18 protein-coding genes are annotated in these 15,965 nt (G+C 49.3%); 10 read left to right on the forward strand and 8 right to left on the reverse strand.

Annotation, left to right across the window (positions count from 1 at the left end):
• Window positions 1-16 precede the first annotated feature (16 nt).
• From ctaD to ACVBEF_RS03925, 5 genes are read left to right on the forward strand one after another with little or no spacing between them, the layout of a single operon-like run.
• Window positions 17-1,621, forward strand: a complete 1,605-nt coding sequence (gene ctaD / locus ACVBEF_RS03905; RefSeq protein ID WP_447122634.1) for a cytochrome c oxidase subunit I — start codon at window positions 17-19, stop codon at window positions 1,619-1,621.
• Between the two features lie 35 nt (window positions 1,622-1,656).
• Complete coding sequence (locus tag ACVBEF_RS03910; protein ID WP_447122635.1) at window positions 1,657-1,764, forward strand: cytochrome oxidase small assembly protein; 108 nt, start codon at window positions 1,657-1,659, stop codon at window positions 1,762-1,764.
• Window positions 1,764-2,342: a cytochrome c oxidase assembly protein gene (locus ACVBEF_RS03915; RefSeq protein WP_447122636.1), complete on the forward strand. Its 579-nt coding sequence runs from the start codon at window positions 1,764-1,766 to the stop codon at window positions 2,340-2,342. Before ACVBEF_RS03910 ends, ACVBEF_RS03915 begins: the two co-directional genes overlap by 1 nt.
• A gap of 50 nt (window positions 2,343-2,392) precedes the next feature.
• Complete coding sequence (locus tag ACVBEF_RS03920) at window positions 2,393-2,608, forward strand: DUF2970 domain-containing protein (RefSeq protein WP_447122637.1); 216 nt, start codon at window positions 2,393-2,395, stop codon at window positions 2,606-2,608.
• Between the two features lie 43 nt (window positions 2,609-2,651).
• The gene (locus ACVBEF_RS03925) at window positions 2,652-3,518 is read left to right on the forward strand and encodes a cytochrome c oxidase subunit 3 (protein WP_447122638.1); all 867 of its coding nucleotides are present in this window, start codon (window positions 2,652-2,654) and stop codon (window positions 3,516-3,518) included.
• Between the two features lie 145 nt (window positions 3,519-3,663).
• On the opposite strand, the gene ACVBEF_RS03930 is transcribed toward ACVBEF_RS03925, so the two are convergent.
• Complete coding sequence (locus ACVBEF_RS03930) at window positions 3,664-3,864, reverse strand: twin transmembrane helix small protein (RefSeq protein ID WP_447122639.1); 201 nt, start codon at window positions 3,862-3,864, stop codon at window positions 3,664-3,666.
• 39 nt (window positions 3,865-3,903) lie between these two features.
• Here ACVBEF_RS03930 and ACVBEF_RS03935 point away from each other — a divergent pair, with 39 nt between their 5' ends.
• The 5 genes from ACVBEF_RS03935 to ACVBEF_RS03955 are packed head-to-tail and all read left to right on the forward strand — an operon-like array spanning window position 3,904 to window position 8,051.
• Window positions 3,904-4,671: an SURF1 family protein gene (locus tag ACVBEF_RS03935; RefSeq protein WP_447122640.1), complete on the forward strand. Its 768-nt coding sequence runs from the start codon at window positions 3,904-3,906 to the stop codon at window positions 4,669-4,671.
• A complete protein-coding gene (locus tag ACVBEF_RS03940; protein WP_447122641.1) occupies window positions 4,652-5,287 on the forward strand; it encodes an SCO family protein in 636 nt (211 codons plus the stop codon). The genes ACVBEF_RS03935 and ACVBEF_RS03940 overlap by 20 nt, the downstream gene beginning before the upstream one ends.
• Complete coding sequence (locus ACVBEF_RS03945; RefSeq protein ID WP_447122642.1) at window positions 5,287-6,474, forward strand: COX15/CtaA family protein; 1,188 nt, start codon at window positions 5,287-5,289, stop codon at window positions 6,472-6,474. Before ACVBEF_RS03940 ends, ACVBEF_RS03945 begins: the two co-directional genes overlap by 1 nt.
• A 4-nt stretch (window positions 6,475-6,478) precedes the next feature.
• Window positions 6,479-7,363, forward strand: coding sequence for a heme o synthase (gene cyoE, locus ACVBEF_RS03950; RefSeq protein ID WP_447122643.1), 885 nt, complete (start codon window positions 6,479-6,481; stop codon window positions 7,361-7,363).
• A 43-nt stretch (window positions 7,364-7,406) separates the two neighbouring features.
• Window positions 7,407-8,051, forward strand: coding sequence for an SCO family protein (locus ACVBEF_RS03955; protein WP_447122675.1), 645 nt, complete (start codon window positions 7,407-7,409; stop codon window positions 8,049-8,051).
• A 60-nt stretch (window positions 8,052-8,111) separates the two neighbouring features.
• Here ACVBEF_RS03955 and rpoH read toward each other — a convergent pair whose 3' ends face one another.
• From rpoH to ACVBEF_RS03990, 7 genes are all read right to left on the reverse strand, one after another.
• Window positions 8,112-9,008: an RNA polymerase sigma factor RpoH gene (gene rpoH / locus ACVBEF_RS03960; RefSeq protein ID WP_447122644.1), complete on the reverse strand. Its 897-nt coding sequence runs from the start codon at window positions 9,006-9,008 to the stop codon at window positions 8,112-8,114.
• A 263-nt stretch (window positions 9,009-9,271) separates the two neighbouring features.
• Complete coding sequence (locus tag ACVBEF_RS03965) at window positions 9,272-9,697, reverse strand: GTPase (RefSeq protein ID WP_447122645.1); 426 nt, start codon at window positions 9,695-9,697, stop codon at window positions 9,272-9,274.
• Window positions 9,694-10,410, reverse strand: coding sequence for a response regulator (locus ACVBEF_RS03970; RefSeq protein WP_447122646.1), 717 nt, complete (start codon window positions 10,408-10,410; stop codon window positions 9,694-9,696). The genes ACVBEF_RS03965 and ACVBEF_RS03970 overlap by 4 nt, the downstream gene beginning before the upstream one ends.
• Before the next feature lie 288 nt (window positions 10,411-10,698).
• Window positions 10,699-13,020: an ATP-binding protein gene (locus tag ACVBEF_RS03975; protein WP_447122647.1), complete on the reverse strand. Its 2,322-nt coding sequence runs from the start codon at window positions 13,018-13,020 to the stop codon at window positions 10,699-10,701.
• A gap of 1 nt (window position 13,021) precedes the next feature.
• Window positions 13,022-13,564 (reverse strand): DUF4390 domain-containing protein, encoded by a 543-nt coding sequence (locus ACVBEF_RS03980; RefSeq protein WP_447122676.1) that lies wholly within the window; start codon window positions 13,562-13,564, stop codon window positions 13,022-13,024.
• 137 nt (window positions 13,565-13,701) lie between these two features.
• A complete protein-coding gene (rsmB, locus tag ACVBEF_RS03985; RefSeq protein ID WP_447122648.1) occupies window positions 13,702-15,189 on the reverse strand; it encodes a 16S rRNA (cytosine(967)-C(5))-methyltransferase RsmB in 1,488 nt (495 codons plus the stop codon).
• Between the two features lie 8 nt (window positions 15,190-15,197).
• Window positions 15,198-15,839: a LysE family translocator gene (locus ACVBEF_RS03990; protein ID WP_447122649.1), complete on the reverse strand. Its 642-nt coding sequence runs from the start codon at window positions 15,837-15,839 to the stop codon at window positions 15,198-15,200.
• Between the last annotated feature and the right edge of the window lie 126 nt (window positions 15,840-15,965).

A 15,965-nucleotide genomic window follows, 5' to 3' on the forward strand; every position in this document is an offset into this window, starting at 1 on the left:
GAATTAGGAGATTGAGATGAGCACAACCGCAGTCGATCACGCACACGATCATTCTCACGGCCATGATGACCACGCGCATCACCTTCCGACAGGCTGGCGTAGATGGTTATTTGCAACGAATCACAAAGATATTGGTACGTTGTATTTATGGTTTTCATTCACCATGCTGCTATCAGGCGGTGTGTTGGCGTTACTAATTCGAACTGAATTATTTCAGCCGGGCTTGCAGTTTTTCAAGCCGGAATTCTTTAATCAGCTCACCACTATGCACGGCATCATCATGGTGTTCGGCGCGATTATGCCGGCCTTTGTTGGCTTTGCTAACTGGATGATCCCGCTACAAATTGGCGCATCCGATATGGCTTTTGCCCGGATGAATAACTTCTCATTCTGGCTGATGCCGCCAGCGGCGATTTTGCTGTTGACATCGTTTCTGGTGCCGGGCGGCGCAACCGCTGCTGGTTGGACGTTGTATGCGCCGCTATCGACCCAAATGGGCCCTGGCATGGATATGGCAATTTTCGCTATCCATATCATGGGTGCCTCGTCGATCATGGGCTCTATCAATATCATCACGACTGTACTTAATATGCGTGCGCCGGGCATGACGTTGATGAAGATGCCAATGTTTTGCTGGACTTGGCTAATTACTGCCTACCTGCTGATCGCTGTGATGCCGGTGTTGGCTGGTGCAATTACGATGACCTTGACTGATCGTCATTTCGGTACTTCCTTTTTTAATGCTGCTGGTGGCGGCGATCCAGTGATGTATCAACATATATTCTGGTTCTTCGGTCATCCAGAGGTCTACATCATGATTTTGCCTGCGTTCGGTATCATTTCGCAGATCATCCCGGCATTTGCACGTAAGCAATTGTTTGGCTATGCATCGATGGTATATGCAACCGCATCAATCGCGATTCTTTCTTTCATCGTCTGGGCGCATCACATGTTCACCACTGGTATGCCAGTGACGGCACAGTTATTCTTCATGTATGCAACGTTGTTGATCGCAGTACCGACAGGCGTAAAGATATTCAACTGGATCGCGACAATGTGGCGCGGTTCGATGACTTTCGAGACACCGATGTTGTTTGCCGTTGGTTTTATTTTCGTTTTCACAATGGGTGGTTTCACCGGCCTGATTTTGGCGGTGACGCCGATTGATATCCAGATGCAGGATACGTATTACGTGGTGGCGCATTTTCACTATGTGCTGGTAGCGGGATCGTTGTTCGGCCTCTTCGGTGGTTATTACTACTGGAGTCCTAAATGGACCGGTTTCATGTACAACGAAACGCGCGGTAAGATTCATTTCTGGGCATCGCTGATCACTTTCAATATCACGTTTTTTCCGATGCATTTCCTGGGCTTAGCCGGTATGCCACGTCGTATCGCCGATTATCCTGCGCAATTCACCGATTTCAATATGTTGGCGTCGATTGGTGCGTTTGGTTTTGGACTGAGCCAAATTTACTTTTTATTCTTCGTCGTTATCCCATCCATCAAAGGCGGTGTAAAAGCTCCTGCGAAGCCATGGGAAGGCGCTGAAGGCTTGGAATGGACCGTGCCGAGTCCTGCGCCGTTCCATACATTTGAAGTGCCACCGACCGTAAAATGATAGGAAAGGCAGGCGTAAGCCTGCCAACTCACCTTATGTCCGATAGAAAAAAACCGAACAATTTACGTACTGCGTTTCTGCTGGCATCAATTGCCCTGGTATTTTTTGTAGGGATAATTGTTAATCGTGTCTGGTTTAACTGATGAGTTCACCTACGCCAAATAATGAAGGTCGTAGCTACGCGCGACAGTTGAATCGAAAAATGTTGGGCAAACTGATCGTGATTGCCGGACTGATGTTTGCTTTCGGTTATGGCCTGGTGCCGGTATATCGATCAATTTGTGCGCTTACCGGGGTCAATTTCCTGACACCACAAGACTCCACCGTAGTGGCACCTAGCAATACGCAGATCGATAAATCGAGAACGATTACCGTCGAGTTTGATGGCAATTCTCGTGGTGCCTGGCGCTTTCGGCCGACGATCAGTAGTGTGCAAGTGCATCCGGGTGAGATGACCCAAGTTATTTATGAAGTCGTCAATAAGGAAGCGCGCACCATGGATGCTCAGGCAATTCCGAGCTATGCGCCGATGGAAGCTGGAGCTTTTTTTAAAAAAGTAGAATGCTTTTGCTTCACGCAACAGACGCTAGGTCCGAATGAGGCTAAAGAGTTTCCTGTTGTGTTTTACATTGACCCGGCTATTCCTAAGAATGTGACTTCGATCTTGTTGTCTTATACTTTTTTTGAAATCACTAAACCAGTTGTAGCAAAGCCTGCTTAGTAGTCATGACCTGACTGCCAGAGTAATAGAAAATGGGTAAAGGGTAATAAATGTCGGATCTGAAGAAGGCAAGCCGCCGCAAAGTTTCATTTGGTGCGACAGTCAAAGCGGTATTGTGGGGCTTCTTCGGTGTAAGGAAAAAGAAAGATTACGAAAGCGATGCGGCAGGTTTGAATCCAGTGCATGTAGTCATTGCCGGTGTAATCGGTGCGGCAATTTTCATTGGTATATTGATCACGATTGTGAAACTGGTCGTCGCTAAATAAGCTAAAAAGAAGCTCAAAAAATTATTTAAATTGGTATCGGGAGATGGAAATGAGTTCTCAACAAGGTAATGCACCTTACTATTTTGTTCCAGGTCCATCCAAATGGCCTGTGTTAGGTGGTGCAGCGCTACTATTGACGATGTTAGGTGCTGCAGCCTGGGTAAATAGTGTTCCCTTCGGTCCGGAAGCTTGCGCGGTCGGCATTCTGGCATTACTGGTTGTACTGTACAAATGGTTCGGTGATGCTATCGGCGAATCTGAAAAAGGCTTGTATAGCCCGCGTATCGATACCTCATTTCGTTGGAGTATGAGTTGGTTCATTTTCTCCGAAGTCATGTTTTTTGCTGCATTTTTCGGTGCATTGTTCTATGCCCGCAGCGTTTCTATGCCTTGGTTGGCAGATCTTGATCACAAAATATTGTGGCCGGATTTTGCTGCACATTGGGGTAATGCTGGACCGGCTGGGACGATAGAAACATTTCGCACCATGGGACCGTTTCCGATTCCAACCATCAATACAGCATTGTTGCTAACATCTGGCGTGACATTGACGATCTCTCATCATGCATTACGTGCTGGTCATCGTGGCAAAACAGCTTTTTGGCTAGCCGCAACGATTTTGCTTGGCGCTACATTTATGTGTTTCCAAGTAGCTGAATACATGGAGGCCTATCAGGATTTCAACCTCAAGCTGACTTCCGGTATCTACGGTTCAACATTCTTTTTGTTGACGGGCTTTCATGGTTTTCACGTGACAGTCGGTGCCATCATGCTATCGGTAGTCCTATACCGTGTGTTGAAGGGGCATTTCACACCTGATAATCATTTCGCGTTTGAAGGTGCAGCGTGGTATTGGCACTTTGTTGACGTTGTCTGGCTGGGTTTGTATGTTGTTGTGTACTGGCTGTAAATCAATAATAAGCGACAATATATAAAGATAGGCCGCACTTCGGTGCGGCCTTTTTACTATTAGAATTTATTAGTGATTGCGTTTATGCAACTGTTTTTCTATGCACGCAGGTCTATGTGTTTATGTCAGATTTTAAAATCGAACTTTAGCGTATCCCAGTCGGTTGAATATAGCCAAGTTTGTAGGCAACTAATAGAAGAATGAATAGTGTCACCGAGAAGCCGACACGCAGTGCCAGAGCTTGAACGGTCCGATTGCTTTTACCTTTGTCGCGCATCAAAAAAACGAGTGCGGAGGCCAGGCTACCGATGATGAGAATGAAAGCGATGGCAACGATGATTTTCATGGAATGGCTTCAGGATGCGATGACTAGGGCGGTATTGTAATGCTGAACAGATTGAAAAGATTGAACAGATTAATATTGCCTTTCAAATTCCGATTTCGATTGATCCCATTTGTGGTGACGGTTTTGTTGATCGCCTTGGGTGTTTCTCTAGCGCAATGGCAGACCCGACGTGGTGATCAGAAACAGGTAATTGAAAATGCCATTAAGAGTCGCGGCACTGAAGTGCCAGTGCAACTCGGGACTGCTTTGCAGAATATTGACCAGATAGAGTATCGACGCGTGACCGTCCGTGGCGAGTTTTTGACGGATTGGCCAATTTATCTGGATAACCGTAGTTATAAAGGTCGGCCGGGATTTTATGTGCTGATGCCGCTTAAAATAGCGAACTCGAATAGCCATGTGCTAGTCGAACGCGGTTGGTTGCCGTTGAATCCACAAAGTAGGGCTAGTTTGTTGCCGTATCCGACGCCGGTTGGTGTGGTAGAGGTACAGGGTGTGGCGGTGCGGCATGCAGGAAGAGTCCTGCAACTTGGGCAGCCGACGGCACTTCAGCCGGGCGCAATCGTACAAAATATTGATATAGCTGCGTTGGCGGTTGCCAGCAATCTTAAACTGCAACCACTGTTGATAGAGCAAACCGGAAATAACCAGGATGGGCTCATTCGCGACTGGCCAAGCCCGTCGCTTGGAATAGAGAAGCATCGCGGTTATGAGTTCCAATGGTACGCACTGGCCGTGATGGCCTTCTTCTTTTTTGTTGTAACAGGATGTAGACATGGAATTAAAGATGCAAAAACCCCTGAGTAATCAGTCAGCATCGCAGCCAGTAGTATCGGCTGGAAAAAATCTGAAGCGTAACGGTCGCTTGAAAATGTTTGTCATCATCGCCATTTGCGCCGCGCCGATGATTGCATCGTATTTCACCTATTACGTTATCAAGCCGCAATCGCGTAACAATTACGGCACTTTGATCGATCCTGTGAAATTTGCAATACCTGAGCTCGGTAGCACGACATTGGATGGCATTCCAATGACACTCGATGCCTTTAAGGGCAAGTGGGTGATGCTGCAAGTCGATAGCGGCGATTGTCAGAAAGCATGCAAGGATAAGCTCTTTGAAATACGCCAGCTAAGAGCGATGCAAGGAAAAGAACGCGAGCGTATCGAGCCGGTTTGGCTGATCACGGACGATAAGCCTTTGGACAAGCAAGGTTTGCTCCCCTTTGACGGTACACACATGCTGCGCGTCAACCCGGCATTGCTGAAAGCCTGGTTGCCAACCGAGGCAGGAACCACTGCTGCTGATCATATTTATCTGATCGATCCTCGTAGCAATCTGATGATGCGTTTCCCCAAGGATGCGGATCCTTATAAAGTTAAAACCGATCTTTCAAAACTGCTGCGGGCTTCTGCCATCGGATGATGTCAAATTTACTTCAACTTGCTGCGATGGGCCTTTTGGTGGCTTTGTTAGCGCTCAGCATAGTGTGGGCTTCCAAAGACGCTAATAAATACCGCAAACTGGTCTGGGTCACTTTGTTTCTGACATTTGACCTGATCATGTTTGGCGCATTCACGCGGTTGACCGATTCTGGTCTCGGTTGCCCTGACTGGCCGGGCTGTTATGGTCATTCCAATCCGCTATTGGCGCATGCTCATATCAGCGCCGCGCAAGAGGCTATGCCAACCGGTCCTGTGACGGTGATTAAAGCGTGGATTGAAATGACGCATCGCTACTTCGCGATGGGGGTAGGGGTGCTGATCATCGGCTTGATGGTCGTCGCCTGGGTTAAGTGGCTAAAGCCGGTTGCGTCAATTAATGTAACCAATTCAGGTCAACGAGGACAGCGCGATCCACAATTTTCTCCGTGGTTTCCGACGCTATTGTTTTTAACCGTTTGCTTGCAAGGAGCATTCGGTGCCTGGACCGTGACGATGAAGTTACAGCCGATTATTGTCACCATACATTTATTACTGGGGTTGAGCTTGTTAGCGTTGCTGACGTGGTTAGCGGCACGTCAAAGTGATCATGCCCCTGTCGCTGCTGCCGGTAAGCGCCTGCTTACGCCAGCGTTGATTGCGATGTTGCTACTAGTGATGCAGATCGCGCTGGGTGGTTGGGTGAGTACTAACTACGCGGCTTTGGCTTGTAATGACTTTCCGTTTTGTCATGGCATGGTGATTCCTGACATGGATTTCCAACATGGATTCACACTATGGCGCCATCTCGGCAAAACTGCTGACGGTGAGTACTTACCGTTTCAAGCATTGACCGCTATCCATTGGACTCACCGGATGTTTGCTTTTGTCGTTATCGCTTTTATCGCTTGGCTTGCTTGTCGCGCACTGAAAATTGGAGGTCTGCGCAAAACCGGACGCTGGTTATTGATCATGATAGGTGTACAACTATTGACCGGGCTTGCGACAATATTTTTTAATTGGCCTTTGGCGATTGCCGTGGCGCATAACGGCGGTGCGGCGCTGATTCTGTTGTTGTTGGTCATGTTAAACTACAAGGCTAGACTTGCCACCGAAAAGCCGATCCTACCGGTCATGCCAGTGGCAGCAGGCAATCCAGCAAAAGCTGATCGCATCTCTTCGAATCCCTGATGGCATGACTACCATAACCACAACTCCAAATCGCATAGCCCAGTACTGGGCACTGACCAAGCCGAGAGTCACTCAATTGGCAGTATTTTGTGCCGTAATTGGTATGTTTTTGGCAACTCCGTCATTGCCGGACTGGCAACGTGTTGTTGCCGCAACTATCGGTATCTGGTTGTTGGCAGGGGCTGCTTTTGCTGTTAATTGCCTGGTAGAGCGTGAAATCGATTCGCGCATGGCGCGCACTGCGCGCAGGCCGATGGCGCGTGGCGAGATTACTGTTCCGCAAACTCTGGTGTTTTCCGGCGTTATCGGAGGTATTGGTAGCTGGGTGCTTTATAACTTTGTTAATGGGTTGACGATGTGGCTCACGTTAGCCACATTTATTGGTTATGCAGTGATTTACACGATCATACTCAAACCTGCTACGCCTCAAAACATTGTCATTGGCGGTTTGTCGGGGGCAATGCCACCCGCGTTGGGTTGGGCGGCGATTGCGAATGACGTACCGATGCAGGCATGGATATTGGTATTGATTATCTTTGTCTGGACTCCGCCGCACTTTTGGGCTTTGGCGATGTATCGGCGCGATGATTATGCTAAATCCGGTTTGCCGATGCTGCCGATTACCCATGGATTGAAATTCACTCAGTTTCATGTCTGGCTCTACACCATTGCGTTGGTTGCGACCACGATGCTGCCTTTTGCAGTGGGGATGAGTGGTTTGATTTACTTGATCAGTGCAGCTATTTTAGGTGCCATTTTTCTATGGTATGCGTGGCAAATTTACAAACATTACACAGATCTGATCGCGCGTAAAACCTTCACCTATTCGATCATTTATCTGTCGCTATTATTTGCCGCCTTGTTAGTTGATCATTATTTGAGGTTTTGAAGTTTCATCCAAACTTGTATGGAAAGTAAGCATGACACTAAACATAAAACGTTTTGTCTCTATTTCACCTCCGTTCATGCGCGCCATCGTCATTGCGATTGCGGGCTTTTCTCTGGCAGGATGCGGAGATAAGACAGCAACAAACAGTCAGGAAATGACGTTGTCCGTACACGACAGCAAGTTTATTAATACCGATGTCACGGGTCTTGGTTATGCCCGTGATTTTGCTTTAACAGATCACAATGGAAAACTGCGCACGCTGGCTGACTTTAAGGGTAAGGCGGTTGTTGTGTTTTTTGGGTTTACCCAATGCCCTGATGTTTGCCCGACCACGATGGCAGAGATGGCGAGCGTGATGAAAGAGTTGGGGCCGTTGGCTGATAAGGTTCAAGTGTTGTTCGTTACGGTTGATCCTGAGCGGGATACGCAGGCTTTGCTGGCCCAATATGTCCCTGCTTTTGATCCACGATTCCTGGGGCTGTATGGCGACCTTGCTGCAACTGAAAAAGTTACCAAGGAATTTAGGGTGTTCTATCAAAAAGTACCCGGCAAGACGCCAGGTAGCTATAGCATCGATCACACCGCTGGCAGTTACGTATTTGATCCGAGCGGGCATATACGGTTGTTTGTACGTCACGGGCAGGGGGCAGAGCCGATTGTTCATGATTTGAAGTTGTTGCTCTCCTGATCAAAAAATTTGAATAAAAAAAAGCGCCGATTAGGCGCTTTTTTTACATCGATTGGTTTCTTAAGAATAAGCTACCAATGATCCTTTCATTTTCTTCAGTGCAACCACCTCGATTTGACGAATACGCTCGGCTGACACACCAAATTCTTTTGCGAGTTCATGTAGTGTCGCTCCGGAGCCATCATCGTTTGCTAGCCAGCGTGCTTCCACAATCCGGCGTGAACGATCATCGAGCTTACCTAATGCAGACTCCAAGCCTTCCGACTGCAAGCGGTCATACCGTTGCGCCTCCAACACCTTGGTCGGCTCTTGCATATCTGAGGATAGATAAGCGATAGGTGCAAACTTATCATCATCATCGTCAGTTGGTGCCTCCAATGCGATATCGCGCCCAGTGAGACGGGTTTCCATCTCGATGACTTCTTCGCGTTTGACATTGAGGGTTTTGGCCAAGGCGTCAACTTGCGTAGGCGTCATTGCATCCAAGCCAGTTTTGTGGCTGCGCAGATTGAAGAAAAGTTTTCGTTGTGCTTTGGTCGTGGCCACTTTTACCAAGCGCCAGTTCTTCAGGATGTACTCATGCATTTCTGCCTTGATCCAGTGCATTGCATAGGACACCAGACGCACGCCTTGATCGGGGTCAAAGCGTTTAACGGCTTTCATTAATCCGATATTTCCTTCTTGAATCAAGTCGGCATGGGGCAGACCATAGCCTAAATAACCGCGTGCAATGGATACCACCAAACGAAGATGAGATAACACCAGTTTCTGGGCTGCAGCTAAATCGTTGTTGTCGCGTAATTTTTTTGCCAGCGAAATTTCTTCGGCGTGGGTTAGCATCGGCAGGCGATTGACAGCCGAAATATACGCATCGATGTTGCCTAAAGTGCCTGAAAAACCAAGTGCGAGCGTTGCTTCAGCTGGAATTAATGCAGTTTGTAACGACGAATTTTTCATTGTTTCTCCTAACTATCAGGTGGGATTCATGGCGAACAAGTCTTAAACCACACTGATTTGATCGGGTATTCTAGCACTCTCTAATATAGAGTGCTAATCGAATTTATTGGATTATAGAAATAGTCAACCACTATCAATAACATTAAGTAATGTACTTATGAGGCTATTGTTTCGATATTCCTAGCTAGTAGAAGTTGCGCTGTTTTGCATCAAAATACTGTGAGAATGTGTAACTTACATTTCTCGATCGGACAAAACGTTCGTCAGACAGCAATGATCTCACCCGGTATTAGCCAGGCATCGTAAGGTGGAAGTGAGAGAGAGTTATAAAGTCTGCCAACATGAGTGGCGTCTGCGATGCTGATATATATCCGGCTTGGGCGAGTACGCAGCAGACGGTTCAGGGTGACGCGCAACGTCAGGTTACCAATGCAGCAAAGGCAACCTGGCGCGATACGCTTGATTAATAGCTGGGGATGCGCTGGCTCAGGATCTGATTTTCCATCAGGTAAGCCCTCCAGGATGACTGCTGTCGTGCTGCCGGATTCGTTACCCGCCGCATCAGCCTTCATCGCGGACCAGATAGCGCGTTCGCGAGCAAGGGCTGAAGGGCCAGTTACCAAAGTGACGATGGTGAGGATGGTGAGCCCGGCTGAGGCAGTTAATGTATCGATATGACGAAAGGTCATCCGCCTTTTTTCGACAGTTTTCCTGGATCAACGCCGAGTTGCTTGAGCTTGCGATACAAGTGAGTCCGCTCTAGCCCGGTTTTTTCGGCTACACGTGTCATGCTGCCGCTTTCACGGATTAAGTGATACTCAAAATAAGCCCGCTCAAACGCATCTCGCGCCTCGCGCAGAGGCAGGCCGAATGAGGATGAAAACAAATTATCAGAGTTGTTTGCAGCAACAGGCAGAGATGCCAGGTTAGGCGTTTCCAAGGTTGTCGAAGCACCAAAATTACTACCGTTGACCATTTCTGACACTTCGCCAGGTATCGCTGGTTGCGCGAACATGTTCGGAGCACGGGAGGTTTTTGGCCCTTGCGCCAAACCTTGCTGAACCGCTTTTAACAGCTTTTGCAACGCGATCGGTTTTTCGAGAAAATTCAAGGCCCCAATGCGTGTGGCTTCTACAGCGGTATCAATCGTTGCATGACCGGACATCATGATCACCGGCATCGTCAGCAATCCATCGCGCTGCCATTCCTTAAGCAACGTGACGCCATCAGTATCAGGCATCCATATGTCCAGTAATACCAGATCTGGCACGCCATTTTGTCGAAATTCCCTGGCTTGTTGTGCATTTTCTGCCGTCGCAACAACGTGCCCCTCATCTCCTAAAATTTCGGACAATAATTCTCGAATTCCCATTTCGTCATCAACGACCAGGATATTAGCCATGCGGTAGCTTTCCCATTTTATGTTGCTTCAAATCATGAAAAATTGACTGACAAAGCAGTCAAAATTTGTGCGATGAGCGCACTATTATTGTGTGTTGTATTTGATTGTTTTAAAACTTGTTATTGTTTTTAGGACTTGGTAAGGATATTACTACGCAACTTTGATCGAGGCGCATGCGCGGTGCGACTTTCTATATTTATTCAAGATAAACCCGGTATTCAGGGCTCTTTTGATTAAGTAACACTTCGCTGATGGCTCGACTTTGCGTACCACGCATGAAGATTTGAATTAATTACTTTTTTGAACATTATCTGCGTTACTGGCAGGGACTAACTTTAACAGCAAAATTAATATTTTTGCGCCCTTTATATCAGTACGGTTGTGCAAGTCAATGCGACCGCCGTGCTCATCGATAATTTTCTTGACCATAGGCAATCCTAAACCGGTGCCGCGGGGTTTTGATGTGATGTAAGGTTCAAACGCACGGGCCAGAATTTTGGATGAAAATCCTGGCCCGTTATCCGTGATAGACAAGCGTACTGCGATGCTTGGCTGGCCGCCTGAGCCTTGGTAGCTAATGCGCTCAGTGACGACATCGATACGTGGTGTTGCTACCCCTGCAGCGGGGTCCGTGACCGCATCCTGTGCATTCTGCAATAAATTATGGATGACTTGCCGTAGTTGGGTGGCGTCGCCCATGACGTGCGGTAAATCTTGGGCTAACGATGCATGAATCATATCTCGCTCATCTCCAGCAACATACAGATGCAGGATTTCGGCGATCAGCACATTTAAATCGAGCGCACTTAAGACCGCTGGCGGGGTTTTTGCATAATCGCGGAAGTCGTCGACCATGCGCTTCATGGCGGCAACTTGATTGACGATGGTAGAGGTGCTTTTCTTAAGAATGGCGGCGTCAGCGGTCATCAATTTATCTTCCAGTTTCATCTGGAGTCGTTCTGCGGACAATTGGATCGGCGTTAATGGATTTTTGATTTCGTGCGCCAAACGACGTGCGACTTCACCCCATGCAATGGAGCGCTGCGCTGATATGACGTCAGAAATATCATCGAACACGACAACATACCCATCACGATTATTTACCGGTAAGCGCGAACCCCGCGCCAGCAGCGAAATGTCATCACTGTCAATGGTATCGATCCGGCGGGGTATTTCAATTTGCTGTTGCCAGTGCCGGCGGCTCTCGCCAATTTTCCCCATTGCAAACTGTGCATTTTGCTCTGAGAACGCTCTGGTAATAATGTCGGAAAAATGGGCTAAGCCATCAATAATATTGATAGGCTGACCGATATGCTGCGTCAGATCGTATTGCAAAATACGCTGCACAGATTGGTTGCTGGTCACCAGATGAAAATCCTCATCGAGCACCATTACCCCAGCCGACATGTTTGCCAATACCGATTCGAGATAGGCCTTGGCGTTTTCCAGTTCGTTGCGATTGCGCTCGACGGCGGCCCGCGCATCCGATAGCTGGCGCGTCATCATATTGAACGATTGGGTCAGGGTGCCGAGCTCATCGGAGGACGCAATAATCGGTCGCGGCGAGAGATTGCCCTCGGCCACGGCTTTCGTGCCCTCGGCCAACAGCAGCAACGGCTTGGCCAGATCACTGGCGATCAGAAACGCGCTGATGATCGCGCCGAAAATAGCCAGCAGCAGCGTCAACGTCAGTGTTACCAGATAAATTTTTCGCAGACCGGAGCGTGCTAGTGAGCGCTCCTGATATTCGCTGTAGGCGGCACGCAGCGCTTCCGCATTCGTCGCCAGATACGGGGGCACCGGTTGCAGAATTTGCAGAAAGCGCGTTTCATTCTGCAACGATAGTGATTTGATCGGCGGCGGAATCTCGACGACGATATGTAGTCGTAAATTATTATTCGCGTCATTGATCGCCGAGTCAGACAATACGGACTGTTTTGTTGTGCTTGTATCTTCGCGGTTATCGAGCTCGCTTTCGATCGCCGAAAAGCCACGACTTTGGCGCGCCTGTCTCATCATGGTGGCGGTCGGCAAGATCGGTGTAAGGGTGCCGAGACGTCCGCCCACCGATGCCACCACCTGACCGCTGCTGGTGATGATCGATGCTTCGAGATTCTGATCACGTAAACGCGTCAATAGCGATACTTGCCCTGAACTCGACTCTTCCGATAATTCCAAGGCAATGCCTTTAGATTTGGCAAGCAAGTCGCTCATGGACGAGTTGAGCGCGGCGCGGCCGAGATTGAGGCCGGACTCCAGTGCCGACTCAACCCGCACATCAAACCATGATTCAATCGAGCGCGAAACAAATTGCACCGATACCAAATAGATAATGACGCCGGGCAAAATGCCGATGACGGCAAATAGTAAAACCAGTTTAGCCATCAGCCGGGAGCCGAATTTGCCGCGTTTATACCGACTGTAAAGTCGTCCGAGCAGCAAACACACCAAGCCCAGCAGCGCCACTGCCACGAGTGCATTAAGACCGAGCAGCCAGGAATAATACTTATTGAAAAAAATCGAATTTTCTGATGCCGAGGCGAGCAGAAAGAGAAGAATACTGATGATCGCGCCGCCAACGATCAGCAAATAGCGGATGGCACGTGGCACGCTATTCTGCCTTGTAGTTGAAGGTTTTCCAGTCGGAAGAGAGGCGCCAGTCGCTGTTGTTTAAGGCGTTTACCTGAAACGGTTTGGGTAGCTGGGCCAAATCAAGTCCCATGCGCACGGCCACTTTATAGACTTCGCCGATTTGTAATGCGCCTTTGTCGGCGATGACCCAGCGACTGGGCCGTCGAATCAGGGATAGTGCATCTTCGAGCGTGTCGAAACTTTGCTGCAGGCTGCCTGAGATCGCAGCGTGATAGCGGCGCGTGAGGACGTTGTAGGAAATGCGAATGGTTTGGGTGGCATTGATGGCTTTTTCATCAAACCAGTACCAGCGTGGCCGAGTCAGTTCGACTTCTGTTGTGAAATATAACGGGACGCCACGATTGATGGCGTCTTCCAGTCCACGATTGAGGTCGAGTGAAAACGCGACAGAGAGCCGGTAGCCATCGTCGCTGGTTTCGATGTGGGCCTTGGTCATTTCTGCCCCATCGGTTGCATGGGCGGAAATCGCGCCCAGTGTGCCTATTGAGACCACTAGCATCATGCATAGCAAGAGCTTTAGCAGCGAGTGCTTAATTAATTGATGCAATGGTCGCGTCACTGTTGTTGGGGCGGATCAACGTCCGGTTTAAAAATAGTTGAAGGTGAATGTAAACAACGATTGTTGCCAATCAGTAAAAATCAGACTTTCTGAAACAGGGCATAAAACAGGCCGTCATGGTCATGTACGGCGTTGGTTGTCGGCATTAATTGGCCGGGAGCCGGCAATCTGATCGCTTGATTGCGCACAGCAAACGCCGCTGCTTGCGCCTCTGACTCCTGCGGCCATAGAGAGCAGGTAACGAGTAGCAATTTACCATCCGGGCGTAGCATCCGCCAAAGATTGTCCAGGATATCTGCCGAAAGTGTTGCAAGTTGATCGGTATCGGTTGCGCGCCGCAGCCAACGAATATCGGGATGACGGCGCAGGATACCGGAGGCGGTACAGGGGACATCGGCCAGAATACGGTCGAATTGTTGACCATCCCACCAACCAGCAAGGGGAGTGACGGTAGTTGCGCTGGTGGTACTAGTGGTTCCTAAGCGCGCATCACCAACTTGCAAGGTCGCCTGCAATTGCAGACGTTGTAGGTTTTGGGTAATGCGCTGCAAGCGTTTAGGGTCCCGATCCAGCGCGGTCACGGCGACATCGGCCAGTTCGAGCAAATGACAGGTTTTTCCACCCGGTGCGGCGCAAGCGTCGAGCACCCGCATGCCATCGTGCAGATCTAGTAATGGTGCGGCTAATTGGGCGGCTGCATCTTGCACCGAGACCAAACCATCTTCAAAGCCAGGAATCTGATTCACCGGCAAAGGCTTATCAAGACGCACGGCGACCGGGCCGATCTGACGCGCGGTGATATTGTTTTCAGACAACAATTGCAGATAATTTTCCACGCTGGATTTGCGTTGATTCACGCGCAAGGTCAGCGGCGGTGGTTGATTGCCTGATGTCAGAATAGCTTGCCAGTCTTGCGGATAAGCCGCTGTCATCTGGTCGATCCACCACGCCGGATAATTCCATAAAGCCAAAGGATTTTTATTGGCTTCGGCGATCAACGCCTCGCGTTCGCGCAAAAAACGGCGCAGAACCGCATTGACCATGCCCTTGGCGTGTCCGATGCTGAGGTCTGATCCGGTAGCCGTGACGGCTTGATCGACCACGGTGAAATTGTCATAGGCCGGATTGTTGGTTTCTGCCAGTAAGCACAATGCGCAACACAACAAACCGTGCAACAACGCCGGGTCCGGCGCTTTGCTGGTTAACGCGGCCAGCAATACCTCAGCCTGACCGACGCCGCGCATGGTGCGGTAGGCAATATCCTGGATCGCGCCACGGGTTGCCGCTGGCGCACCAGCTTGCGCAAACACTTGCGATAGCGCCTGCGGTAATGACGCACCGTCACGTACCATCGCGATGGCCTGACCAGCACCCAATAGGGCATAGGCAAGCGAATCGTTTTTCAGGGTCGAAAAATTTAATTTATGTTTGTTCTCGGGCCGCGATTGCGCTGGCTTGGAGGCTGAGGCGGAGACAGGTTTTGCTTGCGCCTGCCACGGAGACGGCGCTGCCGATGAGGTAGATGGGGCGCTGGCTTTCTTTACTACGCGGATTTTATTTTTGTCCATGCTTCATATTATTTAGTGAGGGCCAGCTTGACACCGAGCGCGATAAAAGCCGCGCCCACGGTGCGTTCCAGCCATTGTTTGATCTGAGGATTGCTGCTGGCGTGACGCGAAAGCGTGCCAGCTAGCAACGCTGTGCCACTGTTCCAACATAACGACATCACCGCAAAAATAACGCCCAGTAACAAAAAGGCAGCTATTTTGTGATGAGAATCATGCTGTACGAACAATGGAAAAAATGACAGGAAAAACAGAATGACTTTGGGGTTGAGAATATTTGTTATCAACGCTTGCAGGAAGATGGTCCGATGTGTACGTACATCGCCAGCCTTGTTGTCGCTAATAGTCGCCACCGTTTTGGTCAGTAGCATACGCAGGCCCAGATAAATCAAATAAGCGCCGCCAGCGAGCTTAATCATCATAAAAGCCGAGGCGGAAGCCGCCAGCAAAGCCGTCAGACCAAACGCGGAAAGCGTGCCATGCACCAGACAGCCTGCGGTGATCCCTAACGCCGACATTAAGCCTGCCGTGCGACCTTGCGCCACGCTACGGCCGACAATATAGGCCGTATCCGGCCCGGGAGTGGCGTTTAATAACAGGACGGTCAGACAAAACAGGCCAAGACCAGAAATCCCAAAGTAGCTTGTCAGCATAGGCTTACGTGAGTGCTGGTATATAAAGATGTGATTGTAACGGCATGCATGGTGGCTGCGGGCAGAGTCTGAGTATTTCCGCTAAAGTAGCCGACTTGGTCGTAAATTTGGTTGCCAATCTGGTCA

The organism is Glaciimonas sp. GG7, from assembly GCF_052976905.1.

What these genes read in the sequence shown, in the direction of transcription:
- ctaD (WP_447122634.1), top strand. Translation starts at nt 17, where the DNA reads ATGAGCACAACCGCAGTCGATCACGCACACGATCATTCTCACGGCCAT.
- ACVBEF_RS03910 (WP_447122635.1), top strand. Translation starts at nt 1,657, where the DNA reads ATGTCCGATAGAAAAAAACCGAACAATTTACGTACTGCGTTTCTGCTG.
- ACVBEF_RS03915 (WP_447122636.1), top strand. Translation starts at nt 1,764, where the DNA reads ATGAGTTCACCTACGCCAAATAATGAAGGTCGTAGCTACGCGCGACAG.
- ACVBEF_RS03920 (WP_447122637.1), top strand. Translation starts at nt 2,393, where the DNA reads ATGTCGGATCTGAAGAAGGCAAGCCGCCGCAAAGTTTCATTTGGTGCG.
- ACVBEF_RS03925 (WP_447122638.1), top strand. Translation starts at nt 2,652, where the DNA reads ATGGAAATGAGTTCTCAACAAGGTAATGCACCTTACTATTTTGTTCCA.
- ACVBEF_RS03930 (WP_447122639.1), bottom strand. Translation starts at nt 3,864, where the DNA reads ATGAAAATCATCGTTGCCATCGCTTTCATTCTCATCATCGGTAGCCTG.
- ACVBEF_RS03935 (WP_447122640.1), top strand. Translation starts at nt 3,904, where the DNA reads ATGCTGAACAGATTGAAAAGATTGAACAGATTAATATTGCCTTTCAAA.
- ACVBEF_RS03940 (WP_447122641.1), top strand. Translation starts at nt 4,652, where the DNA reads ATGCAAAAACCCCTGAGTAATCAGTCAGCATCGCAGCCAGTAGTATCG.
- ACVBEF_RS03945 (WP_447122642.1), top strand. Translation starts at nt 5,287, where the DNA reads ATGTCAAATTTACTTCAACTTGCTGCGATGGGCCTTTTGGTGGCTTTG.
- cyoE (WP_447122643.1), top strand. Translation starts at nt 6,479, where the DNA reads ATGACTACCATAACCACAACTCCAAATCGCATAGCCCAGTACTGGGCA.
- rpoH (WP_447122644.1), bottom strand. Translation starts at nt 9,008, where the DNA reads ATGAAAAATTCGTCGTTACAAACTGCATTAATTCCAGCTGAAGCAACG.
- ACVBEF_RS03965 (WP_447122645.1), bottom strand. Translation starts at nt 9,697, where the DNA reads ATGACCTTTCGTCATATCGATACATTAACTGCCTCAGCCGGGCTCACC.
- ACVBEF_RS03970 (WP_447122646.1), bottom strand. Translation starts at nt 10,410, where the DNA reads ATGGCTAATATCCTGGTCGTTGATGACGAAATGGGAATTCGAGAATTA.
- ACVBEF_RS03980 (WP_447122676.1), bottom strand. Translation starts at nt 13,564, where the DNA reads ATGATGCTAGTGGTCTCAATAGGCACACTGGGCGCGATTTCCGCCCAT.
- rsmB (WP_447122648.1), bottom strand. Translation starts at nt 15,189, where the DNA reads ATGGACAAAAATAAAATCCGCGTAGTAAAGAAAGCCAGCGCCCCATCT.
- ACVBEF_RS03990 (WP_447122649.1), bottom strand. Translation starts at nt 15,839, where the DNA reads ATGCTGACAAGCTACTTTGGGATTTCTGGTCTTGGCCTGTTTTGTCTG.